This window comes from Aliivibrio sifiae, from assembly GCF_002954715.1.
Taxonomy (GTDB): Bacteria; Pseudomonadota; Gammaproteobacteria; order Enterobacterales; family Vibrionaceae; genus Aliivibrio; species Aliivibrio sifiae.
This window is the reverse complement of the sequence record NZ_MSCP01000003.1, coordinates 267,853-289,132: the sequence shown is the minus strand read 5'-3', so window position 1 is coordinate 289,132 and position 21,280 is coordinate 267,853. Positions and strand designations below refer to the sequence as shown.

Below are 21,280 nucleotides of genomic sequence, written 5' to 3'. Positions count from 1 at the left end.
CGCTAGGATAGCGAGAAAGGAATGCACTGAAGGAATCAGTATACTATCAAGGATTTGATGCATGGAGCACCATTAGTAGCCGGATTGCTGCGAGTAAAGTTATAACCCCGTTGGACGAGAGTCTACCGGGGTTTTTCTTGTTTAGAGCAAAGTAAAAACCTATACGCTGCGCTAACTAGAGGCTAGACCGCTTCGCTTCTATAAGAGCAAAATCTGATTCAGAATCTTGATGAAATATGGTATCAACAACCCCCTCTAACTCCCCCTTGTATTGATATTATTGCTCCCAGTAATTCATAGGTAAAGGGAGGAGAACCTTCTGTGGTGTGGTTATTTCAGCGATCACAAGACAGTTCCTCCCCTTGAGTAAATATCTTATGTGATCACCAATGTCGATATAAGGGGAGGCTAGGAGGGGTTGTGAATGCAGGGTTTAATTCTGAACTCTATTTTTCTCTCTTAAATCCCAAAAAGTCTTTTCGCATTCGCCGTCGTAATCGCATCCACATCCGCTAAACTTATCTCACGTAAGTCAGCTACACGTTGAGCAACTAATTGCGTATACGCTGGCTCATTACGTTTACCACGATGAGGTACAGGGGCTAAATATGGGCAATCGGTCTCTAGAATTAAGTAATCCATATTAAGATGAGGGATTATTTTATCCATACCACCATTCTTAAAGGTAGAAACGCCGCCTAAACCAAGATGAAAGCCTAAATCATTAATTGCTTTCGCTTCGTCAACAGAACCACCAAAGCAATGGAAAGTGCCTGATAATGAGCCATCTTGCTCTTGCTTAAGCAGGGTTAATGTTTCTTCAATAGAATCACGAGTATGGATAACAACAGGCAGTTTCATCTCTTTTGCCCAGTTTAATTGGGTGATAAAAGCCATCTCTTGTTCAGCTTTAAAGGTTTTGTCCCAGTATAGGTCAATACCTATTTCACCTACCGCAATGAAGTTGTGTTTCTCAAACCAAGAGTGGATTGTTGCTAGGGTTTGCTTAACATCTGCATTTACATAGCAAGGGTGTAATCCCATCATTGAGCGACAAATATTAGGGTAGGCAGCTTCGGTTTGAAGCATTGGTTCGATAGATTCTAAATCGATATTTGGTAATAAAATTTGATCAATACCTTGTGCTAAGGCGCGCTGAACCACTAAATCTCGGTCTTCATCAAATTCTTTCGCATATATGTGAGCGTGGGTATCAATCATATTTAAGGCTCTTTTATTAAAATTATATTTTCTATCATACCAAGTTAATCGTAAAAATCAGATCTCTAAGAAAATTTGGATTCAAAAGGCGATGGGTATATATTGATTGCATCATAAATACAAAAGGAGCTCAGTGTGTCTGTATCCATTCAAGGTACGTTTCCAAACCGTCGTATGCGTCGTATGCGTAAGCATGAATTTAGCCGTCGTCTAATGGCTGAGAACCAGTTAACCGTAAATGATTTAATTTATCCGATGTTTGTGTTGATGGGTAAAGATCGTCGTGAAAGTGTTGATTCAATGCCTGGTGTTGAGCGCTTATCGATCGACTTATTACTTGAAGAAGCACAGCGTTTATATGATCTTGGGATCCCCGCTATTGCACTTTTTCCTGTGGTTTCACAAGATGCAAAAAGCTTATGTGCTGCAGAAGCACACAACCCTGAAGGGTTAGTTCAACGTGCAGTGAAAGAGCTTAAAGCTCATGTACCAGAGCTAGGAGTGATTACTGATGTCGCATTAGACCCATTCACGACTCATGGTCAAGATGGCATCATCGATGAAGATGGTTACGTAATGAATGACGTAACAACAGAAGTACTTATCAAGCAGGCATTATCGCATGCTGAAGCGGGTGCTGATGTGGTAGCTCCGTCAGATATGATGGATGGTCGTATCGGTGAGATCCGTAAAGCGCTAGAAAAAGCGGGTTACGTTCATACGCAAATCATGGCATATTCTGCAAAATATGCGTCTTGCTACTACGGTCCGTTCCGTGATGCTGTCGGCTCTTCATCGAACCTGAAAGGTGGCAATAAAAAGAACTACCAGATGGATCCTGCTAACAGTGATGAAGCAATTCACGAAGTGGCAATGGACATCAATGAAGGTGCGGATATGGTAATGGTGAAACCTGGTATGCCTTACCTAGATATCGTTCGTCGTGTTAAGACTGAACTTCAAGTTCCTACATTTGCTTATCAAGTATCCGGTGAGTATGCGATGCACAAAGCTGCGATTATGAATGGTTGGCTGAGTGAGCGTGATACGGTTATGGAATCTTTATTATGCTTTAAGCGCGCAGGTGCTGATGGCATCCTAACTTACTTTGCGAAAGATGTAGCTGAGTGGTTGGCGGAAGAGAAATAAGAGTAAGGTTCAGATCGCTTCGCTTAAAGGTTTCAAGGGGTAGCTTTGGTATTAACTAGAGACTATATGCTGCGCTAACTAGAAACTATAAAAGTAAGAATTTTGAATGCTGTAAGTTCTTTATTCAAAAAACAAAAAAGCATGATGATTTTAGTTAATCATCATGCTTTTATTTTTCCTGAATCCTGAATCCTGAATCCTGAATCCTGAATTTAGTACCAATCTAGCTCTTGAGTTTGCTCTTATAGAAGCGAAGCGTTCTAGTTTCTTGGCTCTATAACCAAATCCCAACCAATATTCGTTTGCTTATCTGCTTCAATTTCCAACTCCGCTCTAGTTAGAGGGTTTGCTGCTAACCATTTCTTATTAATAGATAATGATAATACATCGTCTTTTTCAGATAGAGTCACAACTGGAGCCAAAGACACATCGCGACGATGCGTTAAGATAAGGGCTAAACGCAGGATTCGTAACATGCGTTGGGCTGATAAATCAGACACCGCGTGTTGAGTCGGCATAGCTGAGAACTGCTCACGGTAGCGGCGAAGTAGTTCACCTAGTAGGTGTTTTTGCGCGCGCGTGTAGCCGGGTAAATCTAATGCATTAATTAAGTAAGCTGAGTGTTCACCTGCTTTTTTATAATCAATACACATTCCCAATTCATGCAGCTGAGTTGCTGTTTTTAATAACGGCAGAGCTTGAGGTTCTATTAACCATTCCGAACCACATTGTATAGCAAGCTGTTCTGCTAAATCAGTAACTTGTTGAGCGTAGTCGAAATCTAGTTGATAGCGTTTTTGTATGCTACAAATCGTACGTTGACATACTTCATCGTGCTGAAGTGCTTCGATCATACCGTAACATAGCCCCTCACGTAGAGCGCCACCAGCCAATGTCATTGAATCGATATTTAGTAATTCAAATATAGCGATAAGAATGGATAAACCACTTGGGAACACTAAGGCGCGTTCTAGGGTTAGCCCATCAATATCTAATTCTTCTAAATGTTCGTATTGCATTGCTTGCTTTTGAAGGCGCTTAAGCTTGGTTAAGGTAATCACCTCATCCATGCCTTGCGCCAACATAATTTCTTGCAAAGCTTGAACCGTGCCGCTAGCTCCAACACAAGTCTGCCAACCAAGGTTGGTGTACTGCTGTAAGATAGGAGCTAAAGTCTCTTTTGCGCCAGTAATTGCCGCATCAAAGTTTTTTTGAGTTAATGCACGGTCTTTAAAATAGCCTTCAAGCCAAGTGACACAACCCATCTTTAGACTTGTGAGTGCTTGTGCTTCAAAACCGTCACCAATAATCAGTTCAGTACTTGCACCGCCAATATCGACAACCAGTCGACGGCCATTACCACCAGAAGTGTGTGCAACCCCTTGGTAAATCGTACAAGCCTCTTCTTCACCTTCGATCACATTAATGTCATGACCTAAGATTTGATTGGCTTTTTCTAAGAAGATATCCACATTAGTCGCTACACGCAGTGTTGCAGTACCGACAATGCGAATATTTTCTACCGGGATGTCTTGCAGACGTTCTGCAAATAAGCTCAAACAATCCCACCCACGCTGCATAGCTTCATGGCTGAGTGTGTTGTTTTCATCTAATCCCGCAGCTAAACGTACTTTACGTTTGATTTTAGCCATGGTTTGCACACTACCATTTATATGACGCACAACAAGCATATGGAAGCTATTGGAGCCTAAATCAATGGCGGCATACATAGGTGATATTGTTGAACTTTTCATAACATCCTTTTAATTTTTTCCGCAGAACTCAAATTACGCTTGAGGGCTACGAGGTTGACGTGGGCGAGAGTACTTACGATTTCCGCCTTGACGTTGACCATTGTTGTTGCCGTTACGACGATTTTGCTGCGGACGACGTTGAAGACGTAATGGCGCAGGTAAATCTTCTAATAATGCGGAAGAGTCGTAATCAGATTGTGGAATTGAATGCTCAATGTACTCTTCGATTGCTGGAAGATTAATTGCGTACTCTTCACATGCGAAGCTGATTGAATTACCACTTTCACCAGCACGACCTGTACGACCGATACGGTGAACGTAATCTTCAGCTTCGTTTGGTAAATCGAAGTTAAATACGTGAGTTACTTGTGGGATGTGTAAACCACGAGCGGCTACGTCAGTAGCAACAAGGATATCAACATCACCTTTAGTAAATTCTTCTAGGATGCGTTCACGTTTTTTCTGTGGAACGTCACCAGTAAGAAGACCCACACGGTGTTTATCAGCTGCTAGGTGACCCCAAACTGATTCACATTTGTGTTTAGTATTAGCAAAAATGATCGCGCGGTCAGGCCATTCTTCTTCAATTAATGTCTGAAGAAGTGCCATTTTATGATCGTTCGAAGGATAGAATAATTCTTCCTGGATACGATGACCTGTCTTTTGGTCAGGTTCAACAACAACGTGTTCAGGCTCTTGCATGTGTTCAAAAGCAAGCTCTTGTACACGGTAAGATAGCGTTGCAGAGAACAGCATATTTAGGCGTTCTGTTGGCGCAGGCATACGACGGAAGATGAAGCGAATATCTTTAATGAAACCTAAATCGAACATGCGATCAGCTTCATCAAGAACAACCACTTGGATCATCTTAAAGTCAATGTGACCTTGCTTGTAGAAGTCGATGATACGACCGGTAGTACCGATCAAAATATCAACGCCTTGCTCAATCACTTGCTGTTGTTTTTCATAACGTTCGCCACCGTAAGCTAACGCGGCTTTTAGACCTGTGCTTGCGATTAGTGACTCTGCATCATTGAAGATTTGAATCGCTAATTCACGTGTCGGAGCCATGATAATGGCACGCGGTTGCGTAATTTTACGACCTTCAGGAGCAGGTGTCGTTAATAGGTGATTAAAAGTAGCAGTAAGGAACGCTAGCGTCTTACCTGTACCCGTTTGGGCTTGGCCTGCAATGTCTTGGCCGGCGAGCAGTACCGGCAATGCCTTAGCTTGAATAGGAGTACATTTAATGAACCCTTTTGCATTCAAACCATCAAGGACCTGAGGCTCTAAACCTAGGTCGGCAAACTTTTGCTCTGTGATGTGCGTCTTTTTCATTGCTATAGAATATCAGTTAAAGCTTGCAATACGAAACGTATTCCATTCAAATAGGGCATCAATTTGCTGGTTATCATCAAATCAGCCTTTAAATTTAACGTTGGAGTTGACGATGAGCGACAAAATTTTGCAGCTTACAGATAGCGGTTTTGAAGAAAGTGTGATCAATGCTGCAGGCCCAGTACTAGTAGATTTCTGGGCAGAATGGTGTGGTCCTTGTAAAATGATTGCCCCTATTCTGGATGAAATCGCAGATGAGTACGAAGGTAAGCTAACGATTGGTAAATTAAATATCGATCAGAATGCAGGAACACCACCAAAGTTTGGTATCCGTGGCATTCCAACGCTTCTTTTGTTTAAAGATGGTGGCGTAGCTGCAACGAAAGTGGGTGCACTTTCTAAAACTCAACTTAAAGAGTTTCTTGATGCAAACCTATAATCTAGGGTGCAATTAAGTCAGATAGAACCGCGTATAATGAGAAATTATGTGCGGTTTTGTTTTATCTGAGCTAAGCTAAGCTTAGAAATCAGGGCCAAGCCCTAGACTAAAATGCAAATAAGTGATAATTTATCGGGCGTATTTCATACGATTTCATTTCTTGACCGAGCTCGAAGGTCATCCATTCTTAAATCAACTAAAGATAGAATCTGATTTTGACTAAACAACTACCTACCACTATGAATCTTACTGAACTTAAAAACCGACCTGTATCGGATCTTGTTGCTCTTGGCGAATCATTAGGCCTAGAAAACCTAGCTCGTCTAAGAAAACAAGACATCATCTTCTCCATCCTTAAGCAACATGCGAAAAGCGGTGAAGACATCTTTGGAGATGGTGTTCTTGAGATTCTTCAAGATGGCTTTGGTTTCCTTCGTTCAGCAGATTGTTCTTATTTGGCAGGCCCGGATGACATTTATGTGTCTCCAAGCCAAATTCGTCGCTTTAACTTGCGTACCGGTGATACGATTTCTGGAAAGATTCGTCCACCTAAAGATGGCGAGCGTTACTTTGCCCTTCTTAAAGTAAACGCTGTTAACCATGACCGTCCTGATAATGCTCGTAATAAAATCCTTTTTGAAAACCTTACTCCTCTACATGCGAACGATCGTTTGCGTATGGAACGTGGTAATGGTTCAACTGAAGACATTACAGCACGTGTTCTTGATTTAGCATCTCCAATTGGCCGTGGTCAACGTGGTTTGATTGTTGCTCCGCCAAAAGCGGGTAAAACAATGCTACTTCAAAACATTGCTCAAAGTATTGCTTATAACCACCCTGAGTGTGAGTTGATGGTTTTACTTATCGATGAACGTCCAGAAGAAGTAACAGAGATGCAACGCCTTGTTAAAGGTGAAGTAATTGCTTCTACGTTTGATGAGCCTGCATCTCGTCACGTACAAGTTGCTGAGATGGTTATTGAGAAAGCAAAACGTCTTGTTGAACACAAGAAAGACGTTGTTATCCTATTGGATTCAATTACTCGTCTTGCTCGTGCTTATAACACCGTTATTCCATCATCTGGTAAAGTTCTTACTGGTGGTGTTGATGCAAACGCATTACACCGTCCTAAGCGCTTCTTTGGTGCAGCTCGTAACGTTGAAGAAGGTGGTAGTTTAACTATCATTGCAACGGCACTTGTTGATACTGGCTCTAAAATGGATGAAGTAATCTACGAAGAGTTTAAAGGTACTGGTAACATGGAATTACACCTAAACCGTAAAATTGCGGAAAAACGTGTATTCCCTGCAATTGACTTTAATCGTTCAGGTACTCGTCGTGAAGAGCTTTTAACTAAGCCTGATGAGCTACAAAAAATGTGGATCCTGCGTAAGATTGTTCACCCAATGGGCGAAACAGATGCAATGGAATTCCTAATTGATAAGTTATCAATGACAAAAACGAACAATGAGTTCTTTGATGCGATGCGTCGTCAATAATTGAGGCTTTACTCAATAACTGATACTTAGCTCTATAAATAAGAAAACGCTGCCTATTTAGGTGGCGTTTTTTGTTGATTATTTGTTAATTTGACGGCATCATCGTTTGTACTAAGCTTTGGAATAGGAATGTCCACTTAGTTTATCTCAAGGAGCTACATATGCGACAAGGACTGTTAGCATCGATCCTCCTCTCTGCAAGTTTGCTGGTTGGTCATGTATCAGCGTCAGAAATTCAACCTAGCTTTGTACAAAGTTTGTTGGTTGATCAGCAACTCAATAAGAAGGTCGATGAACTGCATCAATATTTGATTGATGGAGACATCATCACACTTAACTTTTCTCTTAATCGTCTTTCAATGCCACAACAGGAAGCTGTTCGTTTCATGTTGGTGCAGCAGATAGAACAACAGAAGCTGATTCTCGATCCTAAAGGAACCATCTGGCTAAAAGAGCAATTATCTGTCCATCCTACTTATACTATTAAAGAGCAAGGTAATGGCTATGTGGTCACTAAGTTGGCCTTTGATTATTCTAGTATTGCCTCCCGTATTTTGAGCCAAATGTCGAAAGATCAACAAGTTTTAGATTTTATACTTGCCGCTGAAGAGCATCGCTTAGTATTGTCTGAATGGTTAGTTGGTGATCCTCATGAAGTTCGAGTTCGTCAATCGATTGTTCTTGCTGAATTAGACAGTTTAACGCCAGAAGCGTTAGATTATTTGGTTTCTCAAATTACGAACGATCCATTATCGGTATGGTTACCAACGACTGAAGTTATGGTTCGTTTAGCGCAGTTATCTAAAAATAGTGATATGTATAAAATCTTATGGAAAATGCGTACAGATCAATACAGCATGGCTGAGTTGGAACGATTATCGAATATAGCTCCTGAGCCATTTGCGACTCAGCAGTTAATGGCTGCAACAAATAATCCTTCTCTAAAGCAGAATGCGTTTGCTTCACTCGCGCAACTACATCCACTTCCTCAAGAGGTTCAAACCTTTTTATTAGCTAAGATTGATCATATTCAAGATGGCGGTGCGGTTGCTATGCATCTGGCTAATTATGGTCATGCTTCATGGTTAGAAAGTTTATCGACAGCGAGAAACAAAGTACGCCAACAACATGTACGTTTGGCATTGTCGCAACGTTAGCGTAATTAGACTTAACTCCAGTTAATGGCTGTGAAGTAGGTTGGGGATATGAGGCAGTTTGGGTATAATCTATTCAAACTTCACTACATGTAGATAGCGATGCAATATAAGGATTTACGCGATTTTCTTGACCACTTGGAAAAGATAGGACAGTTAAAACGCATTTCACACCCCATTGACCCTCATTATGAAATGACTGAGATCAGCGATCGGACTTTACGTGCGGGTGGTCCAGCATTGTTGTTTGAAAATCCTATTGGTTATGATATTCCCGTATTAACAAATTTATTTGGTACTGCAGAACGTGTTGCGATTGGTATGGGGCGTAATGACGTTCTTGAACTGCGCGAAGTGGGCAAGTTATTAGCGTATTTAAAGGAACCAGAACCACCAAAAGGCTTTAAAGATGCATTGGATAAATTGCCAGTATTCAAACAAGTGTTAAACATGCCAACTAAAAAAATTCGTAAAGCGGCGTGTCAGCAGATTGTTTGGCAAGGTGATGAGGTTGATTTAGATAAAATTCCAGTAATGAGTTGTTGGGCCGATGATGTTGCCCCTTTATTAACTTGGGGATTAACTATCACCAAAGGGCCAAATAAAAAACGTCAGAATTTAGGTATCTATCGTCAACAGAAATTAAGTAAGAATAAAGTGATTATGCGTTGGCTTGCTCATCGTGGTGGCGCTTTAGATTTACGAGATTGGATGGAAACTAACCCTGGTGAACCTTTCCCTATTTCTGTTGCTTTTGGTGCTGATCCTGCCACGATTCTTGGTGCGGTGACACCTGTGCCTGACACCTTATCTGAATATGCTTTTGCTGGTCTTTTACGAGGCAGCAGAACTGAAATTACTAAATCCATTAGTAATGACTTAGAAGTCCCTGCGAGTGCTGAAATTGTACTTGAAGGCTATATTGATCCAACAGAATTTGCTGATGAAGGGCCTTATGGTGATCACACTGGGTACTATAATGAAGTTGAAAAACATCATGTATTTACTATTACTCATATTACGATGCGTAAAGACCCAATTTACCACAGCACCTATACTGGTCGTCCGCCAGATGAACCCGCGGTATTAGGTGTGGCATTAAATGAAGTGTTTGTCCCTATTCTACAAAAGCAATTTCCTGAGATTATCGACTTTTATCTTCCTCCTGAAGGGTGTTCGTATCGCATGGCGGTAGTGACGATGAAGAAGCAATATCCAGGACATGCAAAACGCGTCATGATGGGTGTGTGGTCTTTTTTACGTCAGTTTATGTATACTAAATTTGTGTTGGTATGCGAAGAAGATGTGAATGCTCGAGACTGGTCACAAGTGACTGCTGCCATGGCTCAGTATATGGATCCATCACGTGATAGTTTGATGATAGAGAACACACCAATTGATTCATTAGATTTTGCTTCGCCAGTCGTTGGGTTAGGCTCAAAAATGGGCTTGGATATCACGAAAAAATGGGATGCAGAGTTAGCCTTGTCACCCGATGTTGAATCACTATCAACAGATAGAGAAAATATTGAAGGCTGCTTAGCTGAGATAACAAAAGAATGTCCTGAAATTATCGATATCCATTTACAAAACGACAATGCCAGAATGGTTGTGGTATCTATTGATAAACAAGTTTCAGGTAATGGTAAGAAAATCATGGAGGCTGTTTGGTCTCAGTTTGATGAGAACAAGTTTGTTATTGTGTGTGATGGTGATGTCGATGTCAGTGACTGGAATGACATTATTTGGGCAGTGACAACACGAATGGACCCGGCAAGGGATACGCTATTTTTACAAAATGAAACGGGTCACTCAAAAATGGGTCTAGACGCGACCAATAAATTGGAAGATGAGTGTCTTCGTGAATGGGGAACACCAATCAAAAAAGATCCTGACGTTGTCGCGAAAATAGATGCTATTTGGGATGAGTTGGCTATCTTTTGAAAAAAATAACCTTACTACCACAACAAAAAGAGTTCTGCATTGAAGAGGGGCAAACCATCTTAGATGCAGCATTAGAAGCGGGAATTAATTACCCGAATCGATGCCAAGTAGGTGCATGTGCTATGTGCCTATGTAAAAAGTTAGAAGGGGAGATTGACTACGATTTAGAGCCGCTTCTAACCGATAAAGAACAACAAGAAGGGTGGATATTTGCGTGTCAGGCTACAGCAAAAAGTGATTTAGTGCTGTTGTTAGAATAAATCCTCCCCGTATAATTAGAGTTTACTGCTCAATACTCATAATAATTACAGCGTATAAATATCATTTAAAAATAGATATCAGCTGAAAAAGGAAAGTCATGCCAATCAATTGCAAAGTAAAGTCTATCGAGCCGTTGGCTTGTAATACTTTTCAAATATTACTTCATCCAGAACAACCAGTAGAGTTTAAAGCTGGTCAATACTTAATGGTTGTAATGGGAGAGAAAGACAAACGTCCATTCTCAATCGCAAGCAGCCCTTGCCGTCATGAGGGTGAAATCGAACTTCATATCGGCGCAGCTGAGCATAATGCTTATGCGGGCGAAGTGGTTGAATTAATGAAAGCGGCACTAGAAAACGGGGGAGATATCCAAATTGATGCTCCTCATGGTGAAGCGTGGATCCGTGAAAATAGCGAGCGTTCAATGTTGTTGATTGCTGGTGGTACAGGATTTAGCTACGTACGTTCAATACTGGATCACTGCATCAGCCAACAGATTCAAAAACCAATTTATCTTTACTGGGGTGGTCGTGATGAGCGTCAGCTGTATGCAAAAGCAGAGATAGAAGCCATAGCAGCAGCACATGAGCATATTACGTTTGTACCAGTAGTCGAGCAAACAGAAGGCTGGACAGGTAAAACGGGTAATGTACTTGAAGCGGTAAAAGCCGACTTTAACTCATTAGCAGAAGTGGATATTTACATTGCAGGTCGCTTTGAAATGGCAGGCGCAGCTCGTGAGCAATTCATCACTGAAAAACAAGCAAAGAAAGATCAGTTGTTTGGTGATGCATTCGCATTTATCTAATCTAGAGCTTTAGTTACATTGGAATTAATACCAATAAAAATGCCACTTCAAAAGAGTGGCATTTTTTATGATATTTAATAGCTCAGGGTTAAGCTTGGTTATCTACCATAGTCAACGCTTTACGAGACAGATCCGCCGCCGCTTGTTTACGGTTTTGTTTCTCTAAAACGCGCGCAAGATAAGCATAATCAGACATGTTTTCACGAATAGCTAACGCCGCTTCAAAGTGGTCGCGTGCTGGCTGCCACTTTTCAGTGCGCATATACAGCTGAGCTAACGTACTTTGAATCACAGGGTTACGAACATCGTAATTTGCCATGCCTTCCAACAGTACCGTTGCTGGGTGATAATCTGCTAGGTTTAAGGTTGGTAATAGCTCTACCAAGCGATCATCGCTGCGCTTTTTCAAGTTATCACGTAAGAGAATGTAGGCTTCAGAATCCGCTTTACGTGCGTGTAGTTGCTTGATTAAACAAACCAATACAGGAACGTGCTTTTGTAGCTTCTTAGGTAAAGAATTCCAATGATCTAATAACCCTGCAGTGCCCTTATTTGTCGCTATAAACGCCATTAATCCACATTCTGCTTTTTCTTCTAATTCCAACGCCTGCTGCTCTGAAATAAGGTTTGCTTTAGTGAGAGGGTGAATAATGTTTTTCAGTGGTTGCCATTCATTTAGGGCTAAATAACATTCTTTTAGTAGCTCAAGCAATACAGGGTTGCGAGGATAATCAACTTTTACAGACTGAAGCGTAGCAAGAGCTAATTCATATTGCTCTTCGCGCATTTGCAGTTTTGCGCTAGTGAGTGCAACCGCAAGCGTACTCTCTGCTTGCTCTGATGCCAATTGTAGATAGCGGTCACGTTGTTCTATTTGTTGGCGGCCTTGTGCTGCTTCTGCTGCCGCAAGGTAATTAAGTAATGGAAAGTCGTTATGACGGCCGCCTTTTGTGATTAGACGCTCTGCTTCTTTCCATTCACCTTCATGCAGTTTAATCATTCCTTTAAACGTGTTGTAGCGTGCTTTGCGTAAATGACGCGCACTAAACCAACCACGGGTAAAATTACTGACAGAGAGAATACGTTTAACCACAATCTCTAATAAGAATAACCCAGCGATCAGCGCACCGATAAAGAGAACTAATGTTGTTAAGCTCATTTCAATCGTTGTATTTGAGACTGAAATTAATACATAACCTTGTTGATCGGCAAACGTCGTTCCTACGATTAATCCACCGACTAAGACGATTGCCAGAAGCAGTAATCGGATCATGACTTACCTCCTTCAACCGTTTCAGTTTTCTTTATTGGCGCTGCTTTTACTGGAGCTGTGCCAACGGCTTGAACATTTCGGCGCAAACGTTCAGAAATGAAGTCTGATAATAAAGCCTGTGTTTCCATTTTTTGTGGGTAGCGAACATCCACTTTGAATTTTGCTAGTGAATCTAATTGAGCCATGAAACTCTTAACAGCAGGGTCATCTTGTTGGAAGTATTGAGAAGACCATAACTTCGCACTTTCTAATGAGGTTGCATACACTTCGCTTTGTTCACGATATAAGGCTTTAGAAGCAAGAAGTAGCTTACCTTTGATGTTCTCTTTTAGGTAAAAATGCTGTTCGGGACTAAGCAAAGGAATGACATTGCCTTCACGTACTCGGTAAGTAATGAAATGACCTGCAAAGTCATCCAAAGACTGCATTAAGTTTGATTGCCAATCATTAATGTTAGTTGATACTTTCTTCTGTTCTACTGCATCAGCTTCAGGAAGTACCGCACTAGCAAGAGGCAATTTATTAATTTGTTGTTCTAGGCTGTTTAGTTTAAGAACTAAGCCATCACGATCAATTAATGGAATGGCTTTCAATGTGGCAATGTCATCTGCCATGGCGCGACGAAGAGGGGTTAAACTTGGGTCATTAAGTGCAGAGATACGTTGGTCGGCATTTTCCATTAAACGTGTAGCACTAACTACATCATGTTCAAGCCATAATTTACGACCTGCCATTTTTACTAAATAATCAGCTTCTGCCAATAGCCAATCATTAGGGCGACGACCTTTAACATCGGCAATTGCCAGTTGAAGGCTTGCAATGCTTTTATCTTGCTGTTGCATTAATACTGTAGCTTTACGAACAATCTCATCTGCTTTATCTGTAATGCGTTGTTCTGCTGTGACTAATTTTGCGTCAAAAGTACTGTCGGCACTTTTTAATTGTTGTTCAAGTTGAGCTATTTTTATTTGTTGCTGAGTTACTTGCTGTTGCGACGCTAAAAAAGCCCCGCCACTTAATAGAATAGAAATAATAATCGCGACAGTGCCTAAACGACGGCCTTTTTTATCGACAAGCTCTTCTTGTTTTTTCGATGTTGTAGCAGAAGTTGAATGCGTAGTTTGATTTGTTTTTTTCTGCTCTTGTGTTACCAAAGACGGTGCGATAACAGATGCTGCGTTTTCTTCGGCAGACTGTGGCTTATTGTTATTTTTTGTCATTTGAAAGTCCCATCATGATGATGCTCACTGAGATAGTGCAGCAAGTCGGAATTAGAGGCTCCGCCAACCGTTTCAATATGTTGATAACCAAGTTGTTGTCCAATTTGGTTAATTCGTTCGCTAGGCACTAATAATCGACATGTTAATACCCAATCTAAATCTGTGCTGGTAAATTGCGAGGTGAAAAAAACAAGTTGTTCACCGCTGGTTACCACCAGTGTATCTACGTTTTGTGCTTGCCATTCTTCGGCTTTTATTGAACCATTAAACGACGTCGACTGTCGCTGATAGGTTTCACAATAAGTGACCTTTACCCCAAGGTCTTCGAGTGCTTGATAAATAAGATCTCGTCCGCCATTACCTCTTAGAATTATAGCTCTTTTTCCAGCAACGTTTTTTAAGACAGGAAGTGCGAGTAAATGTTCACTGTCGCTCGGTGTGGGAAAGTGTACTGGATCTGAGATATAGGTTTTGAGGTGTTGAGCGCTCTTTTGACCAACCGCTATATAATTAACGCCTTTTTTCCACTCTTTTCGCTGTTTTTCAAGGTAGCTTTGTGCATGTTCTACGGCGTGTTGACTGACAGAGATGATAAAGTCACCATCAGATAAAGACGAAAAAAGAGAAGGAAGTAGAGAGAGTTCTCGGCCTGGATGTATGGTTAACAAAGGGTGAGAAATAGCGTGATGCCCCATTTGATATAAGGCATCACAGAGTGCTTGGCTCTCTTGCTCTGGGCGAGTCACCAATATGGTCATATTATGCGTCTGCGTATAGGCGATCTAAAATGTCTTTCGCACCGTCATTAAGCAATTGTTCTGCTAATTGTGTACCTAGTGCTTCTGCATCAGATACTGAACCTGAAATTTCACCACGAACCATAATTGAACCATCAGGCTCTCCAACAAGAGCGCGTAACCAAATTTTGTCGCCGTCAATTAATGAATAGCTTCCGATTGGCACCTGACAACCACCTTCAAGACGGTTGTTCATTGCTCGTTCACATAGAACTCGATGTGCTGTTTCTGGATGGTTTAATGGCGCAAGTAAAGCTCGGATACGATCGTCATTCAGACGAGTTTCAATACCTACTGCGCCTTGACCTACTGCAGGTAAAGATTGTTCTGGTTCAATTGAGCTTTTAATTCTTTCTTCTAAGCCTAAACGGATAAGACCAGCACAAGCAAGAATGATTGCATCGTAATTACCATCGTCTAATTTTTGTAGGCGAGTGCCAACGTTACCACGAAGGTCTTTAATGATTAAATCAGGACGAGCTTCTTTTAACTGGCATTGACGGCGTAAGCTACAAGTGCCAACAACCGCACCTTGTGGTAATTCTTCAATGTTGTTGTAGGTATTGGAAACAAATGCATCACGTGGGTCTTCACGCTCACAAATAGTAACTAAACCTAAGCCTTCTGGGAACTCAACAGGTACGTCTTTCATTGAATGAACGGCAAGATCAGCACGACCTTCTAACATTGCAACTTCAAGTTCTTTTACGAATAATCCTTTTCCGCCCACTTTTGCTAACGGCGTATCAAGAATAATGTCGCCTTTCGTTACCATTGTAACGAGTTCCACTTCCAAACCAGGGTGAAGAGACTGTAGTGCATCTTTAACAAAATGAGCTTGCCATAGCGCTAAAGGGCTTTTACGAGTGGCAATACGAACTGGTAATTGCTGTGACATAGTAGTATCCGATCAAAATAATTACCTTATCCTACCACTACTTGAGGGTGAGGTGAAAATACAGGATGACAACAGTGTGATTATAGGTTAAAAACAACACCGCAATTGGTAGGGGTATCTACGATTGTGCTTAATGCGTAAACTTTACGCCAGTAATGAAAAGTGTTATCTTGATCACGTTTTATAGTCGGTATTGAACGAGTTATGTTCAATATGAATCGTCATCATTGATGACAAAGATGAGCCAGGCTTTCTATTTGCAAACCTATATTGAAACATTAATCGCTCGACAACAGCGTCTTACCGAACAACGTATAGATCGCGCGTTAGCATTAATGAAACCACTTGGGCAAGAGATCTTCCATCAATTGCCATTGCTGCTGCATTTCAATCACTCGGAACTTCCGGGGTTTATTGAAGGTGCACCTAGTGGTATTAAGCAATTTCATGCAAATAAGAAACAGCGTGAGTGGATGGCTCAACTGACGCTTCGTTATCCTCTTTCTACCTCTAATCAAGGAAACATCCTTGGTTTGTATTCTATGGGTAGTACTTCATCTATCGGGCAAACTGTCGCCAGTGATCTTGATATATGGGTATGCATACCTGAACACCTTCCTGCTGAGAAAAAAATCCTCTTGCAACAAAAATGCGATGCTCTGACTGAGTGGGCTGCGCAGTTTTATATTGAAGCAAACTTTTTCTTGATGGAACAAACTCGTTTCCGTGACACTTATTCTGAAGAAATGACGGGAGATAACTGTGGGTCTTCACAGCATCTGTTGTTACTTGATGAGTTTTATCGAACCGCAGTATGTCTTGGTGGGCAACAATTATTATGGCAGATCATTCCTCCAGAAATGGAAGAAAGCTATGACGAATATGTTGATCAGCTTTGTCAGCAAGGTGTAATTAGAAAAGAAGAGTGGATTGACTTTGGTCGTCTAAATCATATCCCTGCTGAAGAGTATTTTGGGTCTAGCTTGTGGCAACTTTATAAAAGTATCGACTCACCATTCAAATCGGTATTAAAAGCGATTTTATTGGAAGCCTATTCTTGGGAATACCCACACACTCAATTATTAAGTATTGATAGTAAACGTCGTTTTTTTGCCGATGAGCCAGATCTCTATGGTATGGATGCGTATTATTTAATGCTAGAAAAAGTAACGCGTTACCTTGAGCGAACCAATGATATGGCTCGTTTAGAACTTGTACGCCGTAGCTTTTATTTAAAAACTCATGAGAAACTGTCTCGTAAGCAAGGGCAGGGTTCAGTTGAGTGGCGTCGTAAGGCGTTAACAGAGCTAACATCACAATGGGGGTGGTCTCAAGCAACGATAGTTGAGCTTGATTCTCGTCGTACATGGAAGGTTGAGCAAGTTAAAAAATCACATAATGATTTGCTTGAAGCCTTAATGCAAAGTTACCGTAACTTGATCCGTTTTGCGCGTAATAATGACATAACATCGTCGATTAGCCCTGAAGACATCAGTATTCTTGCTCGTAAGCTTTACGCTGCATTTGAAGAGCTTCCTGGCAAGGTTACTTTACTTAATCCACAAATTTCCCCTGATCTGCATGAAGCTGATTTAAGCTTTATTGAAGTGCAAGATACTGGCGTTAATAAAGCGGGTTGGTATGTATACAAACAGCCACTAATAGCAAAAGAATTGATGGGTGCAAAGCATTTAGAGCACAATAGATACTTAAGTAAATTGGTGGCGTGGGCATTCTTTAATGGGTTGCTGACGGAATCAACACGATTAGATGCGGTTGTACGCCAAGCTGATCTGAACATTGATAAATTTTACCAAATGGTAAGCGACTTAAGAAATACGTTTTCTGTTCATATGCCACAGCCTACCAAAGAAGAGTTAGCAAGCCCGTGTGAAGTTCGTCAATTATCTATATTTATCAATTTAGAAAGTGATCCGACTGAAACTTTGAAGATGAAGCCTGAGCGAATGAATCAGACGGACGCTGATATTTTTAGTTGTGGTAGCAATCAAAATAATTTGATTGGTAGTGTTGATTTGGTATACCGAAATTCATGGCATGAAGTGAGAACACTTAACTTCAGCGGTGAAACGGCGATTCTTGACGCGTTGAAAACTGTACTATGTAAAATGCACCAAGATGCGGCTCGTCCTGAATCTGTCGATGTATTTTGCTACAGTAAACAAATGCGTGGCATCATCCGTAATAACATTTATCAGTTATTGGCTGAGTGTATCGAACTTCGTTTAAAACCAGTTGAAAATAACGAAAAACGTCGTCGTTTTAAAGGCATTAAAATTGGCTCAACTATGTATGGCTTGTTCTTTGAGCGTCGTGGTGTATCGATTCAGAAGTTAGAAGATTCAGTACAATTTTACTCAAGTATTTCAACCAATAAAGCGATTGGCTCAACCACGATACCTTTAGGAGATAGTAGCGGCGTTGTTATTCCTGATGTGGTGGATTCGTTTGCGAGCGAAGGGTTAATTCAATTCTTCTTTGATGCATCAGAGCATAATGATGATGGTTTTAATATCTACGTTTTAGATGAAGATAATAAAATTGAAATTTATCATGAATGTTACGGCAGTAAAGATGACATGGTAAACAGTATTAACCACTATTACACTTCAAGTCGCAATAACATTGATTTAGAATTCCCTGATAAAGTGAACTTCAACCTGCCTCAATTTTATGAAGTGGTGTATAACGAAGCAAAAGAAGCCTCAGTGCTTTCTTATCGCAGTGGTCAGCAACAGTGTAAATCAAAACAAGCGTAATTGATTTCTAAATAAAACATAAAATAACAAAGCTAAGCGCTTATTCTGTCTTAGCTTTGTTCAATTCAAAAGCAAATCTAGCCTCTAGGTTGGGTCTCACTTCATTTCAGTATATACTTCACTCACATGTATAAATAACCAGTGTGATGTGATGGACGTTTCTTTTCTTCTTGATGGTCTTAATGACAAACAGCGCGAAGCCGTAGCCGCTCCGTTAGAAAACATGCTTGTACTTGCGGGTGCCGGTAGTGGTAAAACTCGAGTACTTGTTCATCGTATCGCATGGTTAATGCAAATCGAACAAGCGTCTCCTTTCTCTATTATGTCAGTGACATTTACTAACAAAGCGGCGGCAGAAATGCGTGGCCGTATTGAAGAGTTAATGCATGGCAGTGCGGGCGGAATGTGGAACGGTACTTTCCATGGTATCTGCCATCGTATTCTTCGTGCTCATTACCTTGATGCTAAATTACCTGAAGGTTTCCAAATTATTGATTCAGATGATCAGCAGCGTTTATTAAAGCGTTTGATCAAGGCTCAAAATTTGGATGATAAAAACTGGCCTGCACGTCAAGCCGCTTGGTTTATTAATGGTAAGAAAGACGAAGGTTTGCGTCCTCATCAAATCAATACCTTTAACGACCCTATCGCTCAAACGTGGCTAAAAGTATATACGGCTTATCAAGAAGCGTGTGATCGCTCTGGCTTAGTTGATTTTGCTGAAATCTTACTTCGATCTCATGAATTGCTGCGTGATCACAAACACGTTCGTGAACATTATCAAGCGCGTTTTAAACATATCTTGGTCGACGAATTTCAAGATACCAACAACATCCAATATGCATGGTTACGCATGATGGCGGGTCCTGATTGTAAAGTGATGATCGTTGGTGATGATGATCAGTCTATCTATGGTTGGCGTGGTGCTCAGATCGAAAATATTCAGAAGTTCTTAGATGAATTTGTGGGTGCGAAAACCATTCGTTTAGAGCAAAACTATCGCTCAACCGCCAATATCCTAAACGCCGCCAATGAACTGATCAGTAATAATACTGAGCGCATGGGTAAGAAGTTATGGACAGAAGACGCTGATGGCGATCTGATCTCTATTTATTCTGCTTATAACGAAATGGATGAAGCTCGTTTTGCTGTTGGGAAAATTAAAGAGTGGCGCGATAATGGTGGTGCTCTGCAAGATTCTGCATTTTTATACCGTAATAACGCCCAATCTCGTGTATTAGAAGAAGCCTTAATCCAAGCAGGACTGCCGTATCGAATTTATGGTGGTATGCGATTCTTCGAACGACAAGAGATTAAAGATGCCTTGTCTTACCTACGCTTAATGAATAACCGTCATGATGATGCGGCTTTTGAGCGAGTAGTAAACACACCAACGCGTGGACTTGGTGATAAGACACTAGAAACCGTACGTTTTGCTGCGCGCGAACGTGGAGCCACCATGTGGCAAGCCAGCCTTGCTTTGATTGAAGAGCAAGTATTACCTGGTCGTGCTGCGGGTGCATTAAGCCGTTTTATCGAACTAATTAATGCATTAGAGGACGATACTCGTGATTGTCGTTTATATGAACAAACGGACCAAGTGATTAAAAACTCCGGTCTGTTTACGATGTATGAGCAAGAGAAAGGCGAAAAATCAAAAGCACGTATTGAGAACTTGGAAGAGCTGGTAACGGCGACTCGTCAGTTTGATAAGCCAGAAGAAGCGGAAGAGATGACCGATTTAACGGCTTTCTTAACTCATGCTGCATTAGAGGCTGGTGAAGGCCAAGCTGATGAGTTTGAAGATGCCGTTCAGTTGATGACATTACACAGTGCTAAAGGCTTGGAATTTCCACTGGTCTTTATGGTGGGCGTTGAAGAAGGTATGTTCCCAAGTCAAATGTCAGCAGAAGAAGCGGGGCGTTTAGAAGAAGAGCGTCGTCTTTGTTATGTCGGTATGACACGTGCGATGGAGAAATTGTATATTATTTATGCTGAAACTCGTCGAGTATATGGTCAGGAGAAATATCACAAACCGTCGCGTTTTATTAAAGAGCTACCAACTAACTGTGTTGAAGAAGTTCGAATGAAAGCCAAAGTAAGTCGAACGGGGTCTTATGGCAGCTATGGGTCTCAAGACAGTTCATCTGAGGGGCGATTTGGTCAGAAAGCGATTAATAATAACTTTAATGAAACCGGTTATGCATTAGGTCAGAGGGTGAAACATCCTAAGTTTGGTGAAGGTACGATCATTAACTTTGAAGGTGCTGGCGCACAAGGCCGAGTACAAGTCGCCTTTAATGGTGAAGGTATTAAGTGGCTTGTGACTCAATATGCCAAGTTAGAGTCAATGTAATATAAAGTTATACGTAGAGTATAAAAAAAGAGAGCGAATTCGCTCTCTTTTTTTATTTCGCCATGTCTGTTTTTACTGAATCAAAGGGACTCGTAAATTGTAATTCATTACATTCATGACATTTAAATTTCTTTGTGTTGCGTTGCGTTATATGTCTTTCTACAAAGCTTCTCTTAGATGGTAATAACGGTAATTCCGCTTTACAATTTTTACACCTAGCCATAGTTCTAACCTATTTACAATATTGTCAATTATTTATAATGTTATTATTGACTTAGTGTCACATATTAAGAAATAAATTTCACGGCTAGGTTTGGTTTTCTTTGTTAAAATAACAAAAATAAAACATAAATCGAAAAAATACAGTATAAATGTTGTAATTTTGTTTG

At 40.9% G+C, this 21,280-nt stretch carries 16 protein-coding genes; 9 read left to right on the top strand and 7 right to left on the bottom strand.

Annotated features, from left to right (window positions below; all coding sequences use genetic code 11):
• Window positions 1-459 precede the first annotated feature (459 nt).
• Complete coding sequence (locus BTO23_RS19695) at window positions 460-1,221, bottom strand: TatD family hydrolase (RefSeq protein WP_060993421.1); 762 nt, start codon at window positions 1,219-1,221, stop codon at window positions 460-462.
• Between the two features lie 135 nt (window positions 1,222-1,356).
• Here BTO23_RS19695 and hemB point away from each other — a divergent pair, with 135 nt between their 5' ends.
• Entirely contained in the window at window positions 1,357-2,370 is a 1,014-nt protein-coding gene (gene hemB / locus BTO23_RS19690) for a porphobilinogen synthase (RefSeq protein ID WP_061030379.1), read from the top strand.
• A 260-nt stretch (window positions 2,371-2,630) separates the two neighbouring features.
• Here hemB and gppA read toward each other — a convergent pair whose 3' ends face one another.
• Window positions 2,631-4,124: a guanosine-5'-triphosphate,3'-diphosphate diphosphatase gene (gppA, locus tag BTO23_RS19685; RefSeq protein WP_061005003.1), complete on the bottom strand. Its 1,494-nt coding sequence runs from the start codon at window positions 4,122-4,124 to the stop codon at window positions 2,631-2,633.
• A 33-nt stretch (window positions 4,125-4,157) separates the two neighbouring features.
• Window positions 4,158-5,462, bottom strand: a complete 1,305-nt coding sequence (gene rhlB, locus BTO23_RS19680) for an ATP-dependent RNA helicase RhlB (protein WP_060993418.1) — start codon at window positions 5,460-5,462, stop codon at window positions 4,158-4,160.
• Between the two features lie 112 nt (window positions 5,463-5,574).
• Between rhlB and trxA the strand changes: the two genes are divergently transcribed.
• The 6 genes from trxA (at window position 5,575) to fre (ending at window position 11,567) form a co-directional block, all read left to right on the top strand.
• The gene (gene trxA, locus BTO23_RS19675) at window positions 5,575-5,901 is read left to right on the top strand and encodes a thioredoxin TrxA (protein WP_060993417.1); all 327 of its coding nucleotides are present in this window, start codon (window positions 5,575-5,577) and stop codon (window positions 5,899-5,901) included.
• Between the two features lie 239 nt (window positions 5,902-6,140).
• A complete protein-coding gene (rho, locus tag BTO23_RS19670) occupies window positions 6,141-7,400 on the top strand; it encodes a transcription termination factor Rho (protein WP_060993416.1) in 1,260 nt (419 codons plus the stop codon).
• Window positions 7,401-7,561: 161 nt separating this feature from the next.
• A complete protein-coding gene (locus BTO23_RS19665; RefSeq protein ID WP_105064383.1) occupies window positions 7,562-8,557 on the top strand; it encodes a hypothetical protein in 996 nt (331 codons plus the stop codon).
• Between the two features lie 99 nt (window positions 8,558-8,656).
• A complete protein-coding gene (gene ubiD / locus BTO23_RS19660; protein WP_105064382.1) occupies window positions 8,657-10,498 on the top strand; it encodes a 4-hydroxy-3-polyprenylbenzoate decarboxylase in 1,842 nt (613 codons plus the stop codon).
• The gene (locus tag BTO23_RS19655; protein WP_060993413.1) at window positions 10,495-10,758 is read left to right on the top strand and encodes a 2Fe-2S iron-sulfur cluster-binding protein; all 264 of its coding nucleotides are present in this window, start codon (window positions 10,495-10,497) and stop codon (window positions 10,756-10,758) included. The genes ubiD and BTO23_RS19655 overlap by 4 nt, the downstream gene beginning before the upstream one ends.
• Window positions 10,759-10,856: 98 nt before the next feature.
• Window positions 10,857-11,567: an NAD(P)H-flavin reductase gene (gene fre, locus BTO23_RS19650; RefSeq protein WP_105064381.1), complete on the top strand. Its 711-nt coding sequence runs from the start codon at window positions 10,857-10,859 to the stop codon at window positions 11,565-11,567.
• Between the two features lie 88 nt (window positions 11,568-11,655).
• On the opposite strand, the gene BTO23_RS19645 is transcribed toward fre, so the two are convergent.
• The 4 genes from BTO23_RS19645 to hemC are packed head-to-tail and all read right to left on the bottom strand — an operon-like array spanning window position 11,656 to window position 15,755.
• Window positions 11,656-12,840, bottom strand: coding sequence for a heme biosynthesis HemY N-terminal domain-containing protein (locus tag BTO23_RS19645; protein ID WP_105064380.1), 1,185 nt, complete (start codon window positions 12,838-12,840; stop codon window positions 11,656-11,658).
• Window positions 12,837-14,060 carry a uroporphyrinogen-III C-methyltransferase gene (locus tag BTO23_RS19640; RefSeq protein ID WP_105064379.1) on the bottom strand — a complete coding sequence of 408 codons (1,224 nt, stop codon included), beginning with the start codon at window positions 14,058-14,060 and terminating at the stop codon, window positions 12,837-12,839. The genes BTO23_RS19645 and BTO23_RS19640 overlap by 4 nt, the downstream gene beginning before the upstream one ends.
• Window positions 14,057-14,818: a uroporphyrinogen-III synthase gene (locus BTO23_RS19635; protein WP_061013277.1), complete on the bottom strand. Its 762-nt coding sequence runs from the start codon at window positions 14,816-14,818 to the stop codon at window positions 14,057-14,059. Before BTO23_RS19635 ends, BTO23_RS19640 begins: the two co-directional genes overlap by 4 nt.
• A gap of 1 nt (window position 14,819) precedes the next feature.
• The gene (gene hemC, locus BTO23_RS19630; RefSeq protein WP_061004992.1) at window positions 14,820-15,755 is read right to left on the bottom strand and encodes a hydroxymethylbilane synthase; all 936 of its coding nucleotides are present in this window, start codon (window positions 15,753-15,755) and stop codon (window positions 14,820-14,822) included.
• 257 nt (window positions 15,756-16,012) lie between these two features.
• On the opposite strand from hemC, the gene BTO23_RS19625 reads away from it, so the two are divergent.
• Together BTO23_RS19625 and uvrD are read left to right on the top strand one after the other, a co-directional pair.
• The gene (locus tag BTO23_RS19625; RefSeq protein WP_061005097.1) at window positions 16,013-18,535 is read left to right on the top strand and encodes a class I adenylate cyclase; all 2,523 of its coding nucleotides are present in this window, start codon (window positions 16,013-16,015) and stop codon (window positions 18,533-18,535) included.
• A gap of 151 nt (window positions 18,536-18,686) precedes the next feature.
• Entirely contained in the window at window positions 18,687-20,891 is a 2,205-nt protein-coding gene (uvrD, locus tag BTO23_RS19620) for a DNA helicase II (RefSeq protein WP_105064377.1), read from the top strand.
• Window positions 20,892-21,280 lie beyond the last annotated feature (389 nt).